Source organism: Acidovorax sp. MR-S7 (assembly GCF_000400995.2).
Taxonomy (GTDB): Bacteria; Pseudomonadota; Gammaproteobacteria; order Burkholderiales; family Burkholderiaceae_C; genus MR-S7.
In genome coordinates this window covers 1-20,080 of sequence record NZ_DF238940.1, presented here as the reverse complement: position 1 = coordinate 20,080, position 20,080 = coordinate 1, and the positions used below count along the sequence as shown (strand labels likewise).

Here is a 20,080-nt window from a genome sequence, read left to right as displayed (position 1 = left end):
ACCATTCAGTTCGGAGACCGCATCTCCGTCAATTGAAGTCCGACCCGTTTACACAAAAATTCGGACACGCCCACAGATCCCGGTCGAGATTGCCATCCTTGGCGTTCCATTCGACATCCAGCGCAACCCGGCCCTTGAAGTTGTCAACTAGGTAGCCCTCCTGCTCAACGGGCGGCAGGCGCTCAAGGACTTCAAGATTCTTCGATAAGAGCACGCCTTGCGTTACCAGATCCACACGGGTTTCTCTCCAGCCGCGTACAGCGAACATGCCATCAATTTCCTTGGCGATGTCACCACGGTTGCCTCCTTTCTTGAGCCATCGGGATGGATCAAGCACGAACGAGGCAAGTACAGCCGTGATGTCCGCCCACTCCTGTGGACAGACTGATCGCAGAACGGCTGCGGCGGAACTGGTTTCGAGAAAAGCCCATCGCATCCGAATGGCCGGATCAAGCACGATGGGGTCGTCAAAAGTGCGGGTTTCGAACATTGAGTTAATGCCTCGCTCAGGCCGCTTCGAGCTGAAACAGCTTGCGCGCCCCCACCGGCGCCACTGCCCGCGCGATGGCGCCGATGTGGTCGGGCGTGGTGCCGCAGCAGCCGCCGACGATGTTGACCAGCCCCTCGGCGGCGAACTCGTGCACCAGGCGGCTCGTGACCTCCGGCGTCTCATCGAAGCCGGTGTCGCTCATCGGGTTGGGCAGGCCGGCGTTGGGGTAGCAGCTGATGAAGGTCTCGGGCGCGGCGCGGTTCAGCTCCTGCACGTAGGGGCGCATCAGCGCCGCGCCCAGCGCGCAGTTCAGGCCGATGGAGAGCGGATTGGCATGGCGCACGCTGTGCCAGAAGGCGGTCACGGTCTGGCCGCTCAGGATGCGGCCCGAGGCGTCGGTCACGGTGCCGCTGATCATGATGGGCAGGCATTCGCCGGTCTGCTCGAAGGCCTCGTCTACGGCGAACAGGGCCGCCTTGGCGTTGAGCGTGTCGAAGATGGTCTCGACCAGGATCACGTCGGCCCCGCCCTCGATGAGCGCGAGCGTCTGCTCCAGATAGGCCGCGCGCAATTGCTCGAAGGTCACGTTGCGCGCGCCGGGGTCGTTCACGTCGGGGCTGATGCTGGCCGTCTTGGGCGTGGGGCCGAGGGCGCCGGCAACGAAGCGGGGTTTATGGGGCGTGCTGAATTTGTCGCACGCGGCGCGCGCCAGCTTGGCACTCTCCAGGTTCATCTCATAGGCCAGGTCGGCCATGTGATAGTCGTCCTGCGCGATCGTGGTGGCGCCGAAGGTGTTGGTCTCGATCAGGTCGGCGCCCGCGGCCAGGTAGCCCTCGTGGATGTCGCTGATCACGTCGGGCCGCGTGAGCGACAGCAGCTCGTTGTTGCCCTTCACGTCGCGCGGGAAGTCCTTGAAGCGCTCGCCGCGGTACTGCGCCTCGGTCAGCTTGAAGCGCTGGATCATGGTGCCCATGGCGCCGTCAAGGATGCAGATGCGTTGCCCGAGGATGGCGGGCAGTTGCTGGGCGCGGGTATAGCGAGGCAGGGTCATGGGGCCGACATTGTAGGAACCTGCCAGGCGCAGCGCGAGTTCCGGGCGCAAAGGCCGCGCGCCCATCTGCGGTTACATAACAAAACGTGGTGTAGCAGGGTGTGCCCGATAGAGTGGGCAGCCGGCCCGCAACGGTCCGGCACCTTTGCAACAACCCCACGACAACAGGAGACAACCATGGCGTATCAGAAGCTCTGGCCGGCGGCACCGCTGGCCCTGGCGCTCGCACTGGCAGGGTGCGGCAGCTCCGACGATTCCTCCGGTCCCGGCGACGGGCTGGCGGTGGACAACAACGCCGACAGCTGCTCGGTGGTCTCCAGCAGCGGCCAGCCCATCATCGTGGGCTCGGGCGTGCCGGGCGACCCGGCGGCGCCCGAGGCCGCATCGGGCTACCGCCTGGGCTACAAGGCCAAATACTCCAGCAAGTACATGGTGGTGGCCAACACGCCGCTGGCCACCAAGGCGGGGTGCGAGATCCTCAAGGCCGGCGGCACGGCGGCCGACGCGGCCGTGGCGGTGCAGGCCGTGCTGGGGCTGGTGGAACCGCAGTCCAGCACCATCGCGGGCAGCGCGTTCATGATGTACTACGACGCGGCGACGAAGCAGGTCACCGCCTACGACGGCCGCGAGACGGCGCCCGCCGCCGCCAACGGCTACTACCTCGCGCGCCAGGACCAGGCCGACGAGAACTCCCCCGCGCCCGTGCCCAGCGCGCGGCGCAGCGGCCGCTCCATCGGCGTGCCCGGCGTGATGCGCATGCTCGAGATGGCGCACGGCGAGCACGGCAAGCTCAAGTGGAACCAGCTCTTCGGCGAAGGCATCCGCTTGGCCAACGACGGCTTCCGCGTGCCGCAGCGGCTGGCCAGCGCCATCGCCAGCAACGCCTCCAGCCTGGCGCTGGACGCCAACGCCGTGCAGACCTATTTCAACGCGGACGGCACGCCGCGCGCGGCCCTGTCCATCATGACCAACGCGCCGTATGCGGTCACCCTCAAGGCGCTGGCTGACGGCGGCGCCGATGCGCTGCACAAGGGCCCGATCGCCGAGGCCATCGTCGCCAAGGCCCGCCAGTCGGTGGGCGACGACGCGGCGCGCACGCCCATCACGCCCAGCCTCATGACGGTGGAAGACCTCGCGGGCTACCAGGCCAAGAAGCGCGAGCCGGTGTGCACCACCTACCGCAATGCGTACTACGTGTGCTCCATGTCGCCCCCGTCGTCGGGCGGCATCGCCATCGTGCAGGCGCTGGGCATCCTGGAGAACTTCGACCTCGCGGCGCACAAGCCTGCTTCCCCGGAAAACGAGGGCGGCATTCCCAGCGTGATGGGCGTGCACCTGGTCACCGAGGCCGAGCGCCTGGCCTATGCCGACCGCGACAAGTACGTGGCTGACACCGACTTCGTGCCGCTGCCGGCCCAGGGCGCGGCCTCGATGCTCGACAAGAACTACCTGAAGGCCCGCGCCGCGCTGATCAACCCCGACCAGAGCATGGGCGTGGCCGAGGCCGGCGTGTTCGGCGGCGCCAGCGCCAGCTACGCCGTGGACCGCACGCAGGAATACGGCACCACGCACTACTCCATCGTCGATGCGTACGGCAACGTGGCCTCCATGACCACCACGGTGGAGTCCAGCATGGGCTCGTTCCACATGGTCGGCGGCTTCCTGCTCACCAACCAGCTCACGGACTTCTCCGCCCAGCCGCAGGACAGCGCGGGCAACCCCGTGGCCAACCGCGTGGAAGGCAACAAGCGCCCGCGCAGCACCATGGCGCCCACGCTGGTGTTCAAGGGCACGCAGCCGGGCGACTTCCTCATGGCCACGGGCTCGCCCGGCGGCGGTGCCATCATCCAGTACGTGCTCAAGACCGTCGTGGGTGCGCTGGACTGGGGGCTGGACGCGCAGCAGGCCACGTCGCTCAACGACTTCGGCGCCAGCAACAGCCGCACCACCAACGTGGACGGCTCCAACACCACGCAGGATCTTTCCGGCCTGAAGGCGGGGCTGGAGGCCAAGGGGCACACGGTGTCCACCAGCGCGCAGTCGAGCGGCATCTCGACCATCATGCGCGTGAACAAGGGCGGCGCCGTCAAGCTCGAAGGCGGCGTGGACCCGCGGCGCGAGGGGATCGTGCTGGGCGACGGGGCGCTGTAGGGCGAGCATCCATAGCTCTTGCGCGTCAACGCAGCCAGTGAAACTGGCGCGGCCCAGGCGGGGGCCGCCGTGCAAGGGCCGCCCCGCCGCACGGGCGGCGTTCCCCTTCCCATGCGCAGGGTGAGAGAAGGGGGAAGGCGCGCAGCGCCTCAGGGGGATGTCATCTCATCTGCGGGCCACCTCCAGGAAGGCCTGCAGCGCGGGCGCATCCGCCTCCTCGTGCCAGGCCAGCACCCCCACCGTGGGATGGCGCAGCCCGGCGATGGGCACGAAGCGCACGCCCTGCACGCCCGCCTGGGCGAGCGATGCGGGCACCAGCGCCACGCCCATGCCCAGCGCCACCAGCGACACCACCGTGAGCCACTGGCGCGCCGCGTGGCGCGTGTGCGGGTGGATGCCCGCGCGGTGGAAGAGCGCGATCACGTTGTCGTGGTTGGCCGGCGCCACGTCGCGCGCGAACATCACGAAGCTCTCCTGCGCCAGCGCGCGCAGCGCCACGGACGGGGCGTGCGCCAGCGCGTGTCCCTCGGGCAGGCAGCACACCAGGTAGTCCGCCGCCAGCGGAAGGCTGGCCAGCCGCGGCGGCACGGCGCCCAGGTTGACGAAGCCCGCATGGAGCTGGCGGCGCAGCAGCGCCTCGATCTGCTCGCTGGAGGACATCTCGCACAGGCGCACCTCGATGCCCGGCGCCTGCTGCCCGAAGGCGCGCACGATGCGCGGCATGTCGCGGTAGACCATGGAGCCCGTGAAACCGATCTCCAGCCGCCCGCGCAGTCCCGCGGCCACGGCGCGCGCCGTCTCGCCCGCGCGCGCCACGCGGTCGAGCACCATGTGCACCTCGGCCAGGTAGGCATGGCCCGCGGGCGTCAGGGCCACGTGCTTGCTGGTGCGCTCGAACAGCTTCACGCCCAGTTCGTCCTCCAGTGCCTTGATGCCCGAGCTGAGCGGCGGTTGGGTGATGGACAGGCGCTCGGCCGCGCGGCCGAAGTGCAGCTCCTCGGCCAGCACGGCGAAGTAGCGCAGCAGGTGGAGTTTCATGGGGTCATCATGCCCCGCGCGCGGCTCAGTACGACTTGGGGAGACCCAGGACTTTTTCGGCGATGAAGCACAGGATGAGCTGCGGGCTCACCGGCGCCAGGCGCGGGATCCAGCTCTCGCGCATGTAGCGCTCGACGTGGAACTCCTTCGCGTAGCCCATGCCGCCGTGCGTGAAGATGGCCGTCTCGCAGGCGCGAAAGCCGGCCTCCGCGCCCAGGAACTTGGCCGCGTTGGCCTCGGCGCCGCAGGGCTGGTGCTGGTCGTAGAGCCAGGCGGCTTTCATAGCCATCAGGTAGGCGGCCTCCAGTTCCATCCAGCGCTCGGCCAGCGGGTGCTGAATGCCCTGGTTCTTGCCGATGGGGCGGCCGAACACCTCGCGCTCGCCGGCGTACTGGGCGCCGCGCGCCAGCGCCGCGCGGCCCAGGCCGATGGCTTCGCAGGCGATCAGGATGCGCTCAGGGTTCATGCCGTGCAGGATGTATTCGAAGCCCTTGTTCTCCTCGCCGATGCGGTCTTCCACGGGGATGCGCAGGCCGTCGATGAAGAGCTGGTTGGTGTCGACGCACTTGCGGCCCATCTTCGGAATCTCGTGCACCTCGATCTTGCTGCGGTCGAAGTCGGTGTAGAACAGCGACAGGCCTTCGGTGCCCCTGCACTCCTCCACGGGCTTGGTGCGCGCCAGCAGCAGGATCTTGCTGGCCTGCTGGGCGGTGGAGATGAAGACCTTCTGGCCGTGCACCACGTAGTGGTCGCCCTCGCGCACTGCGCGGGTCTTGAGCTTGAGGGTGTTGAGCCCGGTGTTCGGCTCGGTGACGCCGAAGCAGGCCTTGTCCCTGCCGGCGATCAAGGGCGGCAGCATGCGCGCCTTCTGCTCCTGCGAGCCATGCACCACCACCGGGTGCAGGCCGAAGATGTTCATGTGCACGGCGGACGCGCCCGACAGCCCCGCGCCGGAGGCGGAGATGGTGTGCATCATCAGCGCGGCTTCGGTGATGCCGAGGCCCGCGCCGCCGTATTCCTCGGGCATGGCGATGCCCAGCCAGCCGGCGTCGGCCAGGGCGCGGTAGAAGTCCTCGGGGAAGGCGCCGTCGTCGTCGCGGGCGTGCCAGTAGTCGGCGTCGAAGGGTGCGCAGACGCGCTCGATGGCGGCCTTGATCTGTTCCTGCTCGGGGGTGTGTGCGAAGTTCATGGCCGGATGACCTTGTCGGGGGATTCGCCGTAGGGCGGGCTGTAGATGACGAGCAGCTTCACGGGCGTGTCGCTGGTTACGGTGAAGACGTGCATGCGGTCGGCGGGGAAGAAGCACATGTCGCCGGGCACCATGTCGAAGGCTTCGCCATCGACCTCGGCGCGGGCCGTGCCCTCGAGCAGGTAGCACGCCTGCTCGATGCCGGGGTGGGCGTGCGGCAGCGCGCCGCCGCCCTTGTGCAGCGTGCCCAGCAGCACTTCCATCTGCTGCGCGCCCACGGTTTCGGGGCCGATCAGGCGCTGGTTGAAGGTGTGGTGGTGGTTGGCGGGCTGGTAGCTGGGCACGTTGGCGGCGCGCACCAGGTAGCGGGATGGGGTGGTCATGCGGGTTCTCCAGCGGCGCGGCAGGCCCCCTGGGCCAGCAGCGCGTCGATCCGTTCGGGGGAATAGCCGGCTTGCGCCAGCAGCGCGCGCGTGTGCTCGCCCAGGCGCGGCGCGTGCGCCGCTTCGCGCGCGGGCGGAGTTGCGCTCCAGCGCGTGGGGTGGGCCAGCGCGTGCATCGGGCCTTCGGTGGGGTGTTGCACGTCGCTCACGAAGCCGGTGGCGCGCAACTGTGGATTCACCAGCAGGTCGGCGGGCGAATTCATCGGCATGTTGGGCACGTCGGCCGCCTCCAGCAGCGCCTGCCACTCGGCCGTGGTGCGCGTGCGCAGGATGCGTGCTACCTCGGCGTACACCGCGTCGATGTTCGCGGCGCGCGCGCTGTGCGTGATGAAGCGCGGGTCGCGCGCCAGGCCCTCGCTCTCGCCGATGGCGGCGAAGAAGCTGCGCCAGTGCTTGTCGTTGTAGATCAGCACGCAAAGCATTCCATCCGCCGTGGCGTAGGGCTTGCGGTGCGTGGTGAGCAGGCGCGCGTAGCCGGGGTCGCCCAGCGGCGGCTCGAACGTGAGGCCCGCCATGTGGTCGCCCAGCACGAACTGCGCCATGGCCTCGAACATGGGCACCACGATGGCCTGGCCCTGGCCCGTCTTCTCGCGGGCGTAGAGCGCGGCCGTCACCGCGTACACGGCGTGCAGGCCGGTCACGCGGTCGGACAGCGTGGTCGGCGCGTAGGCGGGCTCGGGCGCGCCGTACTGCTGCATCAGCCAGGGGATGCCGGTGGCGCCCTGGATCAGGTCGTCGTAGGCGGGGCGCGCGGCGTCGGGGCCGTCCTGGTCGAAGCCGCAGCAGCTCACGTGGATGATGCGCGGGCTGCGCGCGCACACGGCCTCGTAGTCCAGCCCCAGCCGCTGCATGGCCTGCGGGCGCACGTTGCTGATGAGCACGTCGCAGCTTTCGGCCAATTTGAGCGCCGCCTCGCGCCCCTCGGGGTGCTTCAGGTCGAGCACGATGCTTTGCTTGCCCGCGTTGGCGTGCAGGAAGATGTGGCCCATGCCCGCGTGGCGCATGGGGCCCACGTGGCGCATGTTGTCGCCCTCGGGCGTTTCCACCTTGATGACCTCGGCACCGAGCTGCGCGAGGATCTGCGTGGCGAAAGGACCGAGGATGACAGTGGTCAGGTCGAGCACGCGCACGCCTGCGAGCGGGCCGGCAGCGGGAGTGGTCATGGCGGTCGTCACTCGGGTTGGATGCCGGCCTGCTGGATCAGCGTGCGCCAGTGGGTGAGTTGCTGCGCCACGTACTGCGCAAACTCTTCGGGCGTCTTGCTCGGCCACACCTGGAAGCCGATCTGCGCCAGCTTGTCCTGCAGGTCCTTGTCCGCCAGCACGGCCTGCAGCTCGGTGTTCAGGCGCTGCACCACGGCCGGCGGCAGGCCCGCGGGGCCGAAGATGCCGTTCCACGAGGTCAGGTCGAACCCCTTCACCGTCTGGCCGATGGGCGGCACGCCCGCCAGCAGCGGCGTAGGCTCGGCCGTGGTGATGCCCAGCGTGCGCACCTTGTCGGTCTTGATCATGCCCATGCCCGAGCCCAGGTCGGCCACGTAGACCTGCACCTGCCCGCCCACGAGGTCGGTCATGGCCTGCGGGCTGGACTTGTACGGAATGCCGACGATGTCCACCTTCGCGATGTGCTTGATGCTCTCCATCGCCACCAGCGAGGTGCTGTTGGGCGTGGCGTAGCTCAGCTTGCCGGGATTGGCGCGCGCGTAGTCCAGCAGCTCGGCCAGCGTCTTGGCGGGCAGGGCTGGGTTCACCGCCAGCGCGAAGGGCAGCTCGCCCACGCGCGCCACGGGCGTGAAGTCCTTGATCGGGTCGTACTTGAGGTGCTTGACCAGCCAGGGGTTGGCCGAATGCGAGGTGTTCGTGGTCATGAACAGCGTGTAGCCGTCGGCCCTGGCCTTGGAGACGGCCTGCGCGGCCACCTGGGCGTTAGCGCCTGGTTTGTTGTCCACGATCACCGGCTGCTTGAGCCGCGCGGCCAGCCCCGAGGCCACGGCGCGTGCCACCGAATCGGTGCCGCTGCCGGCCGCGAACGGCACGACGAGGGTGACGGGGCCGCTGGGGTAGGGCTGCTGTGCCAGTGCCGCCGAGGCGCCGGCGGCGAGGGCGCACGCGGCGAGCGTGGCGCGCAGGATGGTCTTCATGGGCGTGTCTCCTGTATCGGTGTGGGAATGCGCGCCCATGGTGGCCATCGCGGCGATTCAAGTCCAATTCAATCGGCGGACCGATCGATTCGCTTTGCGAATGGTTGGGCGCGCGCACAATAGGCGCTTCGCGCGCGTGCGTGCCTTCGCTACAGGTTTCAAGCCAAATCGGCCTCCGGCGCTTGCAGGGCAAGCGCAAGCAGCTATTAAAACAAGAGTGTCTCCCGCATCCCCCGCCCACTTCGTCCTGCACGACGTCTTCGGCTACGAGCAGTTCCGTGGCCCGCAGGAATCCATCGTCGAACACGTGATCGCCGGCGGCGACGCGCTGGTGCTCATGCCCACGGGCGGCGGCAAGTCGCTGTGCTACCAGGTGCCGGCCATCGTGCGGCGCGATGCGGGGCAGGGCGTCACGGTGGTCGTCTCGCCGCTCATCGCGCTCATGCACGACCAGGTGGGCGCGCTGCACGAGGCGGGGGTGGAGGCGGCCTTCCTCAACTCCACGCTCGACTGGCAGCAGACGCTCGACGTGGAGCGGCGCATGGCGCGCGGCGAGATCACGCTGCTCTACGCAGCGCCCGAGCGCGTGACGACCGAGCGCTTCTTGGGCCTGCTCGACGGCCTGCACGAGCGCGGGCAGCTCTCGCTCTTCGCCATCGACGAGGCGCACTGCGTGAGCCAGTGGGGCCACGACTTCCGCCCCGAATACCGGCAGCTCTCCATCCTGCACGAGCGCTACGCCAGCGTGCCCCGTATCGCGCTCACCGCTACGGCCGACGCGCTCACGCGCGCCGACATCGTCGAGGGGCTGCGGCTGCAGGACGCGCGCCAGTTCGTTAGCAGCTTCGACCGGCCCAACATCCGCTACCGCATCGAGGAGAAGAAGGAGCCGCTCACGCAGCTCATGCGCTTCATCGACCGCGAGCACCTGGGCGATGCCGGCGTGGTCTATTGCCAGTCGCGCAAGCGCGTCGAGGAAATGGCCCAGGCGCTGCAGGACGGCGGCATCAACGCGCTGCCCTACCACGCGGGCCTGCCGGCGGAGATGCGCCAGGCGCACCAGGACCGCTTCCTGCGCGAGGACGGCATCGTCATGGTGGCCACCATCGCCTTCGGCATGGGCATCGACAAGCCCGACGTGCGCTTCGTCGCCCACGTGGACATGCCCAAGAACATCGAGGGCTACTACCAGGAGACCGGCCGCGCCGGCCGCGACGGCCTGCCCGCCGACGCCTGGATGGCCTACGGCTTGCAGGACGTGGTGAACCAGCGCCGCATGATCGACGACGGCGACGCGGCCGAGGAATTCAAGGCCGTGCTGCGCGGCAAGCTCGACGCGCTGCTGGCCCTGGCCGAGGCCACCGACTGCCGCCGCGTGCGGCTGCTGGCGTACTTCGGCGAGCAGTCCGAGCCTTGCGGCAACTGCGACAACTGCCTTCAACCCCCCGCGGTGTGGGACGGCACGGACGCGGCGAGGAAGCTCCTGTCGACCATCTACCGCGTGCACCAGGCCAGCGGCATCAGCTTCGGCACCGGGCACATCATGGACATCGTGCGCGGCAAGGACACGGACAAGGTCAGGCAGTTCGGCCACGACAAGCTCTCCACCTTCGGCGTGGGCAAGGACTACACCGAGGCGCAGCTGCGCGGCGTGCTGCGCCAGCTGCTCGCCACTGGCGCCGTGGGCCTGCACAAGGTGATGCTGGAGAGCGGCCACAGCTTCGACACGCTGGTGCTCACCGACGGCTCGCGCCCCGTGCTGCGCGGCGAGCAGACCGTGCAGCTGCGCGAGGCCACGGCCCAGGCTGCACCGAAGTCCAAGCGCACGCGCCGCGCCGCCACCCCGCCCGTGGCCGCCGCCAACCTGGGGCAGGACGCGCAGGTGCGCTTCATCAACCTCAAGGCATGGCGCGCCGAGGTGGCGCGCGAGCACAACCTGCCGGCCTACGTGATCTTCCACGACGCCACGCTCGCGGCCATCGCCGAGCGCAGCCCCGCCACGCTCGACGACCTGCAGGGCATCAGCGGCATGGGGGTGAAGAAGCTCGAAGCCTATGGCGAGGACGTGCTTCGGGTGTGCCGCCAGTAGCGGCGCTCAGGCGCGGCGCACGGTGAGCGTGCCGGGCCAATGCTGCGCGATGCGCCGCGGCGCGGCCCAGGCGGGCGCGCCCTGCGTGCGGCACTCCTGCAGTGCCCAGTGCCGCACGCCTTCGGCTGCCAGGGCGCCGGCAAGGGCCAGCAGGTCGTCCTCCCCGTAAAGCCCCGTGTTCCAGGTGGTGCGGCATTCATAGGCCACGCCGCTGACGAGCACATGGCGCAGCGACTCCCACGCCTTCGCGCCGCTGCCCGGCGTGCGCGTGATCGCGTCGTAGCGGAGCAGCGGGGCCTTGATGTCCAGCCCCACCCAGTCGAGTAGCGGCAGCAGGGCCGCGAGCCGCTCGGGGTACATGCCGGCCGTGTGCAGGCCGGTGGCGAAGCCCAGGGCGCGCACGCGCGCTAGCGCATCGGGAAGGGCGGCCTGCAGCGTGGGCTCGCCGCCCGAGAACACCACGCCGTCGAGCAGGCCGCGCCGCGCGTGCAGCAGGCGCTCCACGCCGGCCCAGGTGTGGGCCGTGGGCGCGCCGGCGTCGAGCAGCTCCGTGTTGTGGCAATAGCCGCAGCGCCAGGGGCAGCCCTGGCAGAAGACCACGGCCGCCAGCCTGCCGGGAAAGTCGATGGTGGTGAGCGGCGTCAGGCCGCCGATGCGCAAGGCCTCAGCAGTGGTAGCTGCAGGCACGGTGAGGCTCGGCGAAGAAGCGGCGCTCGTTGTGCTCGCCCTGCTTGCCGGTGTTGAAGCTGGCCACGGGGCGGTGGTAGCCCATGACGCGGGTCCAGACCTCGCAGGGCTGGCGCTCTTCGTCGGTGAGCTGCACGGCGGCCAGGGCGGCTTGCTCGGTGGTGGAGAAATGGCTCATGGTGGACTCCTTCAGGGTTGGGATACTTCGGTTTTGATAGCTGCTTGCGCTTGATGGATAAGCGCTGGAGGCCGATTCGGCTTCAAGCCGTGAGGCGCCGGCGCTTGGCCTCCAGGCGCTCCGCATCGCACGTGGGGCAGAACTGGTGCTCGCCCGCCAGGTAGCCGTGCGTGGGGCAGATGGAGAACGTCGGCGTGACGGTGATGTAGGGCAGGCGGAAGTTCGTCAGCGCGCGCTTGACCAGCTCGCGGCAGGCCGCGCCGCTGGAGATGCGCTCGCCCATGTACAGGTGCAGCACGGTGCCGCCGGTGTACTTGCCCTGCAGCGCCTCCTGGCGCTGCAGCGCGTCGAACGGGTCGCTGGTGTAGCCCACGGGCAGTTGCGACGAATTCGTGTAGTAAGGCTGCTCCGCCGTGCCGGCCTGCAGGATGGCGGGCCAGCGCCTCCTGTCTTCCTTGGCAAAGCGGTAGGTCGTGCCCTCGGCCGGCGTGGCCTCCAGGTTGTAGAGGTGGCCGGTTTCCTCCTGGAAGGCCGTCATGCGCTCGCGCACATGGTCCAGCAGGCGCACGGCGAAGGCATGGCCCCATTCGCCGGTGATGTCGTGCGCGTCGTGCGTGAAGTTGCGGATCATCTCGTTGATGCCGTTCACGCCCAGCGTGGAGAAGTGGTTGCGCAGCGTGCCCAGGTAGCGCTTGGTGTACGGGAACAGGCCCTGATCCATGAGGCGCTGGATCAGCTTGCGCTTGACTTCCAGGCTCTGCTTGCCGAGTTCGAGCAGGCGGTCCAGGGCGGCGAACAGGCCCGCCTCGTCGCCCGCGTGCAGATAGCCCAGCCGTGCGCAGTTCACGGTGACCACGCCCAGGCTGCCCGTCTGCTCCGCGCTGCCGAACAGGCCGTTGCCGCGCTTGAGCAGCTCGCGCAGGTCGAGCTGCAGCCGGCAGCACATGGAGCGCACCATGTTCGGCGAAAGCTCCGAGTTGATGAAGTTCTGGAAGTACGGCAGGCCGTACTTGGCCGTCATGTCGAACAGCGCGGCGGCGTTCTCGCTCTCCCACGGGAAGTCGGGCGTGATGTTGTATGTGGGGATGGGGAAGGTGAACACGCGGCCCTTGGCGTCGCCCGTGGTCATCACGTCGATGTAGGCACGGTTGATGAGATCCATCTCGGCCTGCAGCTCGCCGTAGCTGAAGGGCATCTCCACGCCGCCGATCACCGGCACCTGCTCGCGCAGGTCCTCGGGGCAGGTCCAGTCGAAGGTGAGGTTGGTGAACGGCGTCTGCGTGCCCCAGCGCGAGGGCACGTTGAGGTTGTACACCAGCTCCTGGATGCACTGGCGCACGGCGGCGTAGTCCATGCCGTCCTTGCGCACGAAGGGCGCCATATAGGTGTCGAACGAGGAGAACGCCTGCGCGCCGGCCCATTCGTTCTGCAGCGTGCCGAGGAAGTTCACGATCTGCCCCACGGCGGAGCTCATGTGCTTGGGCGGCCCCGCCTCGACCTTGCCGGGCACGCCGTTCAGCCCCTCGTGCAGCAGCGTGCGCAGCGACCAGCCGGCGCAGTAGCCGCTGAGCATGTCGAGGTCGTGGATGTGGATGTCGCCGTTGCGGTGCGCCTCGCCGATCTCGGGCGCGTAGACGTGCGAGAGCCAGTAGTTGGCCGTGACCTTGCCGGCCACGTTGAGGATCAGCCCGCCGAGCGAGTAGCCCTGGTTGGCGTTGGCGTTCACGCGCCAGTCGGCGCGCGTGAGGTATTCGTTGATGGAGCTTTCCACGTGCACCAGCGTCTGCCGGTCGGCGCGAAGCGTGGCGTGGCGCTGGCGGTAGGCCATGTAGGCGCGCGCGGTCTGCAGGTGGTTGGCGGCGATCAGCGTCTGCTCCACCACGTCCTGGACCTGCTCGATGGCCGGCGCCTCGCCGCGGAAGCGGTGGATCAGCACCTTGGTGGCCTGGGCGGTGAGCAGCCGCGCCTCGTCCTCGCCGAATTCGCCGGTGGCGGCGCCCGCGCGGGCGATGGCGGACTGGATGCGGTGGGCGTCGAACGCGGCGCGGGTGCCGTCGCGCTGGATCACGTCGCGCGGCAGGGTGGCCAGAGGGGTGGAGGGATGGACCATGGAAGCTCCAGAACACTACATATAGCGTTCACAATACCCATCAGACACTATAGGTAGTTTGATCGGGCACAAACCCCGGGGCCGCCGGGCCAAAAAAAAGCCGGCACGAAGCCGGCTGAAAAGCAAGGTGCCCCTATGGCCTTGCCGATGGAAGCTATTTCGGGTTGCAGCGCTTGTCCATCAAGCGCTGGCAGCTATCACAACAGGAGCGCAGCCTCTTCCGCCTCGATGCGCGGATAGAAGTCGCGGTTCTCGCGCTGCATGCGTTCGTACACGCGGCGCAGCACGGTGTTGGCGTCGGCGCGGAAGCCTTCGGCGTCGGCGCGCACGCGCTCGGGGGTGTTCCAGTGCCGCGCGAATTCCATGTAGGCGGCGGCGATGGCGCCCATCTCGCGCTGGAACTGCTCGCCCAGGCGGGCCAGTTCCGGGTCCGCTCCGCCTTGCAGCGCGGGGTAGAGCAGACGGTCTTCCACGGCCAGGTGGAGCTTGATGGTGGAGCTCATGGCCACGATGCCGCGCGCGATGGCGGCGGCGTTGTGTTCCACGCCGGCATGGGTGAGCTGGCGCAGCGCCGCGATCTGGTCGAGGATGTCGCGGTGTTCGTGTTTGAAGCGGTCGATGTTCATGGCGTTTCCTTGAAGGCGTGGCGCCGATGCGCCACGCCGTGGGCCGTTTTCAGCGGCTGGCGCCTGCCAGCGCGCCGGTCTTGGGCACGGAGGGTGCGCGGGGCCCGAAGAGCACGCCGCTCACCACCTGCCAGGTCACGCACAGGGCGCCGACGATGAAGACCACGTCGCCGAAGGTGCGCACCCAGCGCAGCGTTTCCAGGAAGGGCTGCTGCAGGAATTCCTCGCTGCGCGCGTACCACATGCCGTGCGTCACGCTGGCGTGGAACTGGAACAGGCCGATGGGCAGCAGGCTGGTGGAGATCATCAGCACGATGCCGGCGTTGAGCCACCAGAAGCCGGTCTTCATCAGGCGCTCGTTGAACTGCAGCTCGGGGCGCACGTAGCGCAGCACCATCAGCGTGAAGCCCAGGGCCAGGAAGCCATAGACCCCGAAGAGCGCGGCGTGGGCGTGCACGGGCGTGGTGTTCAGGCCCTGGATGTAGTACAGCGAGATGGGCGGGTTGATCATGAAGCCGAAGACGCCCGCGCCCAGCATGTTCCAGAAGGCCACGGCCACGAAGCACATCAGGGGCCACTTCAGGTTCTTCATCCAGGTGGCGCTGTGCTGCAGGCGCCAGTGTTCCCAGGCCTCGTGGCCCAGCACCACCAGCGGCACCACTTCGAGCGCGCTGAACGATGCGCCCACGGCCATCACGGGGGTGGTGGTGCCGGCGAAGTACAGGTGGTGGAAGGTGCCGGGCACGCCGCCCAGCATGAAGAGCGATGCCGATGCCAGGCTGGCCGCCGTGGCCATGCGGTACGAGACCAGGCCCAGGGTGGAGAAGATGAAGGCCAGGGCCGTGGTGGCGAAGACCTCGAAGAAGCCTTCCACCCACAGGTGGACCACCCACCAGCGCCAGTACTCCATCACCGACAGGTGCGTGCGCTCGCCGTAGAACAGGCCCGCGCCGTAGAACAGGCCGATGCAGACCACCGAGCAGGTCAGCAGCGCCAGCAGGTTCTTGTCCTGGCCGTTGGGGGCCAGCAGCGCCGGGAAGATGCCGCGCGCCATGAGCACCAGCCAGAAGGCCACGCCGGCGAACTTGCCGATCTGCCACAGGCGCCCCAGGTCCACGTATTCATAGCCCTGGTGGCCCAGCCAGAAGTTCCACTCGGGCGGCATGATCTGCGCGATGGCCAGGTAGTTGCCGATGAACGAGCCCACGCAGACGACGACCAGCGCCCAGAACAGGATGTCCACGCCCAGCTTCTGGAACTTGGGGTCCTTGCCGCCGTTGATCAGCGGCGCGAGGAACAGGCCCGCGGCCAGGAAGCCGGTGGCGATCCAGAACAGCGCGGCCTGGATGTGCCAGGTGCGCACCAGCGAGTAGGGCAGCCACTGCGACACGTCGAAGCCGTAGAACGTCTGGCCCTCGATGGTGTAGTGCGCGGTGAAGCCGCCCAGGAACACCTGCGCGGTGAACAGCGCCACCACCAGGAACAGGTACTTGCCCAGCGCGCGCTGCGAGGGGGTGAGCGGCACGCGGCTCAGGGGGTCGTGCGCGGGCGGGGTGGGGTCCTGCTCGTCGTGCTTGCGCAGGAAGGCCCAGCCCCACACGAGGAAGCCCACGCCGGCCATCATCACCACCACGCTCATGATCGACCACACCAGGTTCTCGCCCGTGGGCACGTTGCCCACCAGCGGCTCGTGCGGCCAGTTGTTGGTATAGGTGGCACCGCTGCCGCCCAGGTCGGCGGGGCGCTCGGTGGCGGCGGCCCAGGCCGTCCAGAAGAAGAAGCCGGCCATCTGCGCGCGCCGCTCGGCGCTGGGCAGGGTGTTTTCCTTCATGGCGTAGCTCTCGCGCGTCTTGTGCAGCGCGGGGTCGTTGCTGAAGAGCTGGTCGTAGTACTTGGCCGTATCGGCGATCGCCTGCGCGCGCAGCGGCGTGAGCGTCACCGCGTCCTTGCCCTGGTCATAGGTGTTGGTGCGGTACTCGCTGCGTAGCCGTGCCTTCAGCACGGCCTGCTGGCCCGCGTCCAGGTCGGCAAAGGCGCGGCCGTAGTCCTGCTGGGCGGCCAGCGCGAGCCAGGTTGTCAGCTCGCGGTGCAGCCAGTCGGCCGTCCAGTCCGGCGCCTGGTAGGCGCCGTGGCCCCAGATGGAGCCGAGCTGCATGCCGCCCACCGACTGCCAGGCGGTTTGGCCGTCGAGGATGCTGTCCTTCGTGAAGAGCGGCTTGTCCTGGCCCTGCACCAGCACCTGCCCCGGGATCGGCGGCGCCGTGCGATAAACCTCGGCACCGTAGTAGCCCAATAGGCTGAAGGTGACGATCAACACGCCTATGAGCGTGTACCAATACTTGGCGTATTTCCCCATGAAGGGCCTCCATCGTTGTTGCACTGAGACGCTGGCCATTTCGCAAGGCGCGGGCCAGCGTGGGCACGCAGCAAAATCAAGGGTTTACACGGGTGAAGGTAAAATGAACCCTCTCCAATCGGGGTTCAAAAGACCATCAAAGGGTTGAAATGACCGTTTTCGAAACCAGTGCCTCGGCGTCCCAGGCGGTGCTGCCCGCCCTGTGGTCTGACTTGGGCGGCGAGCTGCCCCAGGCCGTGCGCCTGCAGCGGCTGGTGGACCTGCTGCGTGCGCAGTTCGGCTGCGGGGCGGTGGCGCTGCTGCGGCTGGAGGACGAGCACCTGCGCCCCGTGGCCGTCAACGGCCTGGTGGGCGATGCGCTGGGCCGGCGCTTCGCCGTGGCGCAGCACCCGCGGCTGGCCGCCATCCTGGCGCGGCGCGAGGTGACTTGCTTCGAGCACGACAGCCAGCTGCCCGACCCCTACGACGGCCTGCTCGACACCCTGGTCGGCGAGCCCCTGCCGGTGCACGACTGCATGGGCGTGGCGCTGCATGTGGAGGGGAGGCCCTGGGGCGCGCTCACGTTCGACGCGCTGGCCACCGGCACCTTCGGCCCCGCCGCGCGCCAGCGCCTGGCGCAGTGCGTGCCGCTGGCCGAGGCCGTGGTGCGCGTCGCGCGGCTGGAGCAGGAGCTGCGCGCCCTGCGCATGGCCGCCACTGCGCCTGGCGGCCTGGGTGGGGACGATGCGGCCCACGCGTCGGCGCAGCGCGACCCCGGCGAGCTGGAGATCGTGGGGGAAAGCCCCGCGCTGCAGCGCCTGCTGCACGAGCTGGGCGTGGTCGCCGCGTCCGAGCTGCCCGTGCTGCTGCTGGGCGAAACCGGCGTGGGCAAGGAGCTGTTCGCGCGGCTGCTGCACCACCACTCGCCCCGGCGCGCGCGGCCGCTGGTGCACGTGAACTGCGCGGCCCTGCCCGAGTCGCTGGCCGAGAGCGAGCTGTTCGGCCACGTGCGCGGCGCCTTCTCGGGCGCCGTCAGCGACCGGCCCGGCCGCTTCGAGGCCGCCGAGGGCGGCACCCTGTTCCTCGACGAAGTGGGCGAGCTGCCCCTGTCCGTGCAGGCCAAGCTGCTGCGCACGCTGCAGAACGGCGAGATCCAGCGCCTGGGCGCCGACCGCCCGCGGCGCGTGCACGTGCGCGTGGTCGCCGCCACCAACCGCAACCTGCGCGAGCAGGTGGCCAGCGGCGCCTTTCGCGCCGACCTGTACCACCGCCTGTCGGTCTACCCCGTGCCCATCCCGCCGCTGCGCGAGCGCGGCAACGACGTGCTGCTGCTGGCCGGCCGCTTCCTGGAGCTCAACCGCGCCCGCCTGGGCCTGCGCAGCCTGCGCCTGTCGCCCGACGCGCAAGGAGCGCTGCGCCGCTACCGCTGGCCCGGCAACGTGCGCGAGCTGGAGCACGTCATCAGCCGCGCCGCGCTCAAGGCCCTCAGCCGGGGCGTGGACCGCAACGAGATCGTGACGCTGGAGGCCGGCCTGCTCGACCTGGACGCGCTGGAGGCGCCCGCCCCTGCCGCGCAGCCCGCCGCCGCCCCGGTCGCCGGCGCCGCGTCCGCGGTCCTGGACGGCACGCTGCGCGACGCGGTGGACGCCTGCCAGCGCCAGGCCGTCACCGCCGCGCTGGACCGCCACCAGGGCAACTGGGCCCAGGCCGCGCGGGCGCTGGACGTGGACCCGAGCAACCTGCACAAGCTGGCGCGGCGCCTGGGGCTCAAGGGGTAGTTCCAAGCAAAATCGGGTTCCAGCGCTTGTGCAGCAAGCGCTGGCAGCTATCGGTTTGGTAGCGCGCTGGCGCCCACAGTCAGGGTAATACCCCAGGTATCCTTGGGGAATAAGCCCGCCAGCCTTCCTACAATACGCATGTTGCCGGCATCTGCTGGCAACGGATGGCATCTTCGGGGAATCGCGCGACCCGCTCGCGCCGTGCACCCGCCGGGGCGCTCCGCGCCCCTCGCTGCCCCTGCGCAGCGGCACCCGCCCTCCCTCCTTGCCGGCCGCACAGCGCGGCCGGTGCCATTCATCCCTTCCCTTCACAGGAAACCCCACAGATGCGTCTGTTCCATCGCTTGCCCCTCGGTTTTGCCTCCCTCCTCGCCGCCGCCGCCCTGCCTGCCGCGGCGCAATCCTCGGTCCAGATCAGCGGCTACCTCGATGCCGGCGTGTTCCGCGACTTCGACAAAACCAGCAAGCTCGGAACCATCCAGCGCAGCAATCTCGCCCTCTCCGGCACCGAAGACCTGGGCGGCGGCCTGCAGGCCACCTTCCGCCTGAGCACCCGCTTCGACCTCGACACCGGCGCGCCCGAAGACGCCGGCCGCAAGCCCTTCTGGCACGACGAATCCACCGTGGGCCTGCGCGGCGGCTGGGGCCACCTGCGCGCCGGCCGTGCCCTGAGCGCCATGTGGGCGCAGGACTGGAAGTTCGACCCCTGGGCCAACTTCAACCGCGTGGCCTCGCCCGCGTGGCACCTCTGGCACTACCTCACGCCCACCGACCGCGCCAGCAACAACGGCACCGCCGAATACGGCCGCATGGCCAACGGCGTCTTCTACGACTCGCCCACGCTGGCCGGCTTCACGCTGCACCTGAGCGCCTCGCCCGAGCGCACCGCCGCGCCGGGCCGCGACGGGCGCGCGCGCTCCGTCTCCCTCAACTACGACCAGGGCCCCGTGGCCGCCATGCTCGCGCACGAGCGCAACGGCAGCGGCGACCGCAACCTGTTCCTGGCCGGCAAATACAGCTTCGGCGCGCTGGCGCTCATGGCCGCCTACGACCGCAGCCGCTCGGGCGACACGCCCGACAAGGCCCGCGCCGCCACCCTGGGCGCCACCTACGCGCTGGGCGCCACCACCCTCAAGGCCGGCTACGGCCGCCAGCGCCTGAACGACGACACCCACCACTTCGCCTCGCTGGGCGCGGACTACGCGCTGTCCAAGCGCACCACGGTCTACGCCAGCCTGGGCCACCAGCGCTACGAGCACCAGCCTTCGCGCACCGCGTTCGGGGTGGGGATGGCGCACGCGTTCTGACGGGGCGGGCGCGGCCCTCTAGACAGCGCTGGCGGGCTTCATAAAGCGCAATGGATGTATGAGGGGCAGGGGTTCATGGTGCGACGGACAGTCGAAGTGCACTTGGGTGCTGAACCCCTTGCCCCTCATGGAGCATCCCCGGTCAGGCTTTCTTGATGTACTCCGACTTCAATTGCATGGCCCCGAACCCTTCGATCTTGCAGTCAATGTCGTGGTCGCCCTCACTGAGGCGAATGTTCTTGACCTTCGTTCCGACTTTGACCACGGAAGACGAGCCCCTGACCTTGAGGTCTTTGATAGCGGTGACCGAATCACCGTCCTTGAGTTCGTTGCCAAAGGCGTCCTTCCACACCCGCCGGTCTTCTGCCACTTCTTCTGCAACGGTGTTTCATTCGGGAACCTCTCAAAACCCCACTGATCCCTCGTTGATCGACAAGACCTGAGCCATCCCCCTGCCATGATCACGCC

General features: G+C 69.0%; 16 protein-coding genes and 1 pseudogene. 4 read left to right on the top strand and 13 right to left on the bottom strand.

What is annotated here, in order from left to right:
- Positions 1-28: 28 nt before the first annotated feature.
- Both AVS7_RS23870 and AVS7_RS14445 read right to left on the bottom strand, forming a co-directional pair.
- On the bottom strand, positions 29-490 hold the full coding sequence (locus AVS7_RS23870) for a BglII/BstYI family type II restriction endonuclease (RefSeq protein WP_024001609.1): 462 nt from the start codon (positions 488-490) through the stop codon (positions 29-31).
- 16 nt (positions 491-506) lie between these two features.
- Positions 507-1,541, bottom strand: coding sequence for a homocysteine S-methyltransferase family protein (locus AVS7_RS14445; protein WP_020229126.1), 1,035 nt, complete (start codon positions 1,539-1,541; stop codon positions 507-509).
- A gap of 177 nt (positions 1,542-1,718) precedes the next feature.
- On the opposite strand from AVS7_RS14445, the gene AVS7_RS14440 reads away from it, so the two are divergent.
- Complete coding sequence (locus tag AVS7_RS14440; RefSeq protein ID WP_020229125.1) at positions 1,719-3,692, top strand: gamma-glutamyltransferase family protein; 1,974 nt, start codon at positions 1,719-1,721, stop codon at positions 3,690-3,692.
- A 165-nt stretch (positions 3,693-3,857) separates the two neighbouring features.
- Here AVS7_RS14440 and AVS7_RS14435 read toward each other — a convergent pair whose 3' ends face one another.
- The 5 genes from AVS7_RS14435 to AVS7_RS14415 are packed head-to-tail and all read right to left on the bottom strand — an operon-like array spanning position 3,858 to position 8,502.
- Positions 3,858-4,730, bottom strand: coding sequence for a LysR family transcriptional regulator (locus tag AVS7_RS14435; RefSeq protein ID WP_020229124.1), 873 nt, complete (start codon positions 4,728-4,730; stop codon positions 3,858-3,860).
- 25 nt (positions 4,731-4,755) lie between these two features.
- On the bottom strand, positions 4,756-5,919 hold the full coding sequence (locus AVS7_RS14430) for an acyl-CoA dehydrogenase family protein (protein WP_020229123.1): 1,164 nt from the start codon (positions 5,917-5,919) through the stop codon (positions 4,756-4,758).
- The gene (locus tag AVS7_RS14425) at positions 5,916-6,302 is read right to left on the bottom strand and encodes a cupin domain-containing protein (protein ID WP_020229122.1); all 387 of its coding nucleotides are present in this window, start codon (positions 6,300-6,302) and stop codon (positions 5,916-5,918) included. Before AVS7_RS14425 ends, AVS7_RS14430 begins: the two co-directional genes overlap by 4 nt.
- Positions 6,299-7,525, bottom strand: a complete 1,227-nt coding sequence (locus AVS7_RS14420) for a CaiB/BaiF CoA-transferase family protein (RefSeq protein ID WP_020229121.1) — start codon at positions 7,523-7,525, stop codon at positions 6,299-6,301. The genes AVS7_RS14425 and AVS7_RS14420 overlap by 4 nt, the downstream gene beginning before the upstream one ends.
- Before the next feature lie 8 nt (positions 7,526-7,533).
- Positions 7,534-8,502, bottom strand: a complete 969-nt coding sequence (locus tag AVS7_RS14415; protein ID WP_034691013.1) for a tripartite tricarboxylate transporter substrate binding protein — start codon at positions 8,500-8,502, stop codon at positions 7,534-7,536.
- 217 nt (positions 8,503-8,719) lie between these two features.
- On the opposite strand from AVS7_RS14415, the gene recQ reads away from it, so the two are divergent.
- A complete protein-coding gene (recQ, locus tag AVS7_RS14410) occupies positions 8,720-10,591 on the top strand; it encodes a DNA helicase RecQ (protein WP_020229119.1) in 1,872 nt (623 codons plus the stop codon).
- 6 nt (positions 10,592-10,597) lie between these two features.
- Here the strand turns inward: recQ and AVS7_RS14405 are convergent, their stop codons facing one another.
- The 5 genes from AVS7_RS14405 to AVS7_RS14385 all read right to left on the bottom strand — a co-directional run bounded on the left by AVS7_RS14405 (position 10,598) and on the right by AVS7_RS14385 (position 16,548).
- Entirely contained in the window at positions 10,598-11,278 is a 681-nt protein-coding gene (locus AVS7_RS14405) for an anaerobic ribonucleoside-triphosphate reductase activating protein (protein ID WP_034691008.1), read from the bottom strand.
- Positions 11,256-11,456 (bottom strand): anaerobic ribonucleoside-triphosphate reductase, encoded by a 201-nt coding sequence (nrdD, locus tag AVS7_RS14400; protein ID WP_020229117.1) that lies wholly within the window; start codon positions 11,454-11,456, stop codon positions 11,256-11,258. Before nrdD ends, AVS7_RS14405 begins: the two co-directional genes overlap by 23 nt.
- An 82-nt stretch (positions 11,457-11,538) precedes the next feature.
- Positions 11,539-13,566, bottom strand: coding sequence for a ribonucleoside triphosphate reductase (locus AVS7_RS14395; protein ID WP_020229116.1), 2,028 nt, complete (start codon positions 13,564-13,566; stop codon positions 11,539-11,541).
- A 197-nt stretch (positions 13,567-13,763) separates the two neighbouring features.
- Positions 13,764-14,192, bottom strand: a complete 429-nt coding sequence (locus AVS7_RS14390; RefSeq protein WP_020229115.1) for a hemerythrin domain-containing protein — start codon at positions 14,190-14,192, stop codon at positions 13,764-13,766.
- 49 nt (positions 14,193-14,241) lie between these two features.
- Positions 14,242-16,548 carry a nitric-oxide reductase large subunit gene (locus AVS7_RS14385; protein WP_020229114.1) on the bottom strand — a complete coding sequence of 769 codons (2,307 nt, stop codon included), beginning with the start codon at positions 16,546-16,548 and terminating at the stop codon, positions 14,242-14,244.
- Between the two features lie 149 nt (positions 16,549-16,697).
- On the opposite strand from AVS7_RS14385, the gene norR reads away from it, so the two are divergent.
- Complete coding sequence (gene norR / locus AVS7_RS14380; RefSeq protein WP_020229113.1) at positions 16,698-18,305, top strand: nitric oxide reductase transcriptional regulator NorR; 1,608 nt, start codon at positions 16,698-16,700, stop codon at positions 18,303-18,305.
- Positions 18,306-18,631: 326 nt separating this feature from the next.
- The gene (locus AVS7_RS14375) at positions 18,632-19,612 is read left to right on the top strand and encodes a porin (protein ID WP_020229112.1); all 981 of its coding nucleotides are present in this window, start codon (positions 18,632-18,634) and stop codon (positions 19,610-19,612) included.
- Positions 19,613-19,754: 142 nt separating this feature from the next.
- Here AVS7_RS14375 and AVS7_RS14370 read toward each other — a convergent pair.
- A pseudogene (locus AVS7_RS14370) lies at positions 19,755-19,985 on the bottom strand (zinc ribbon domain-containing protein YjdM); the annotation flags it as partial.
- Positions 19,986-20,080 lie beyond the last annotated feature (95 nt).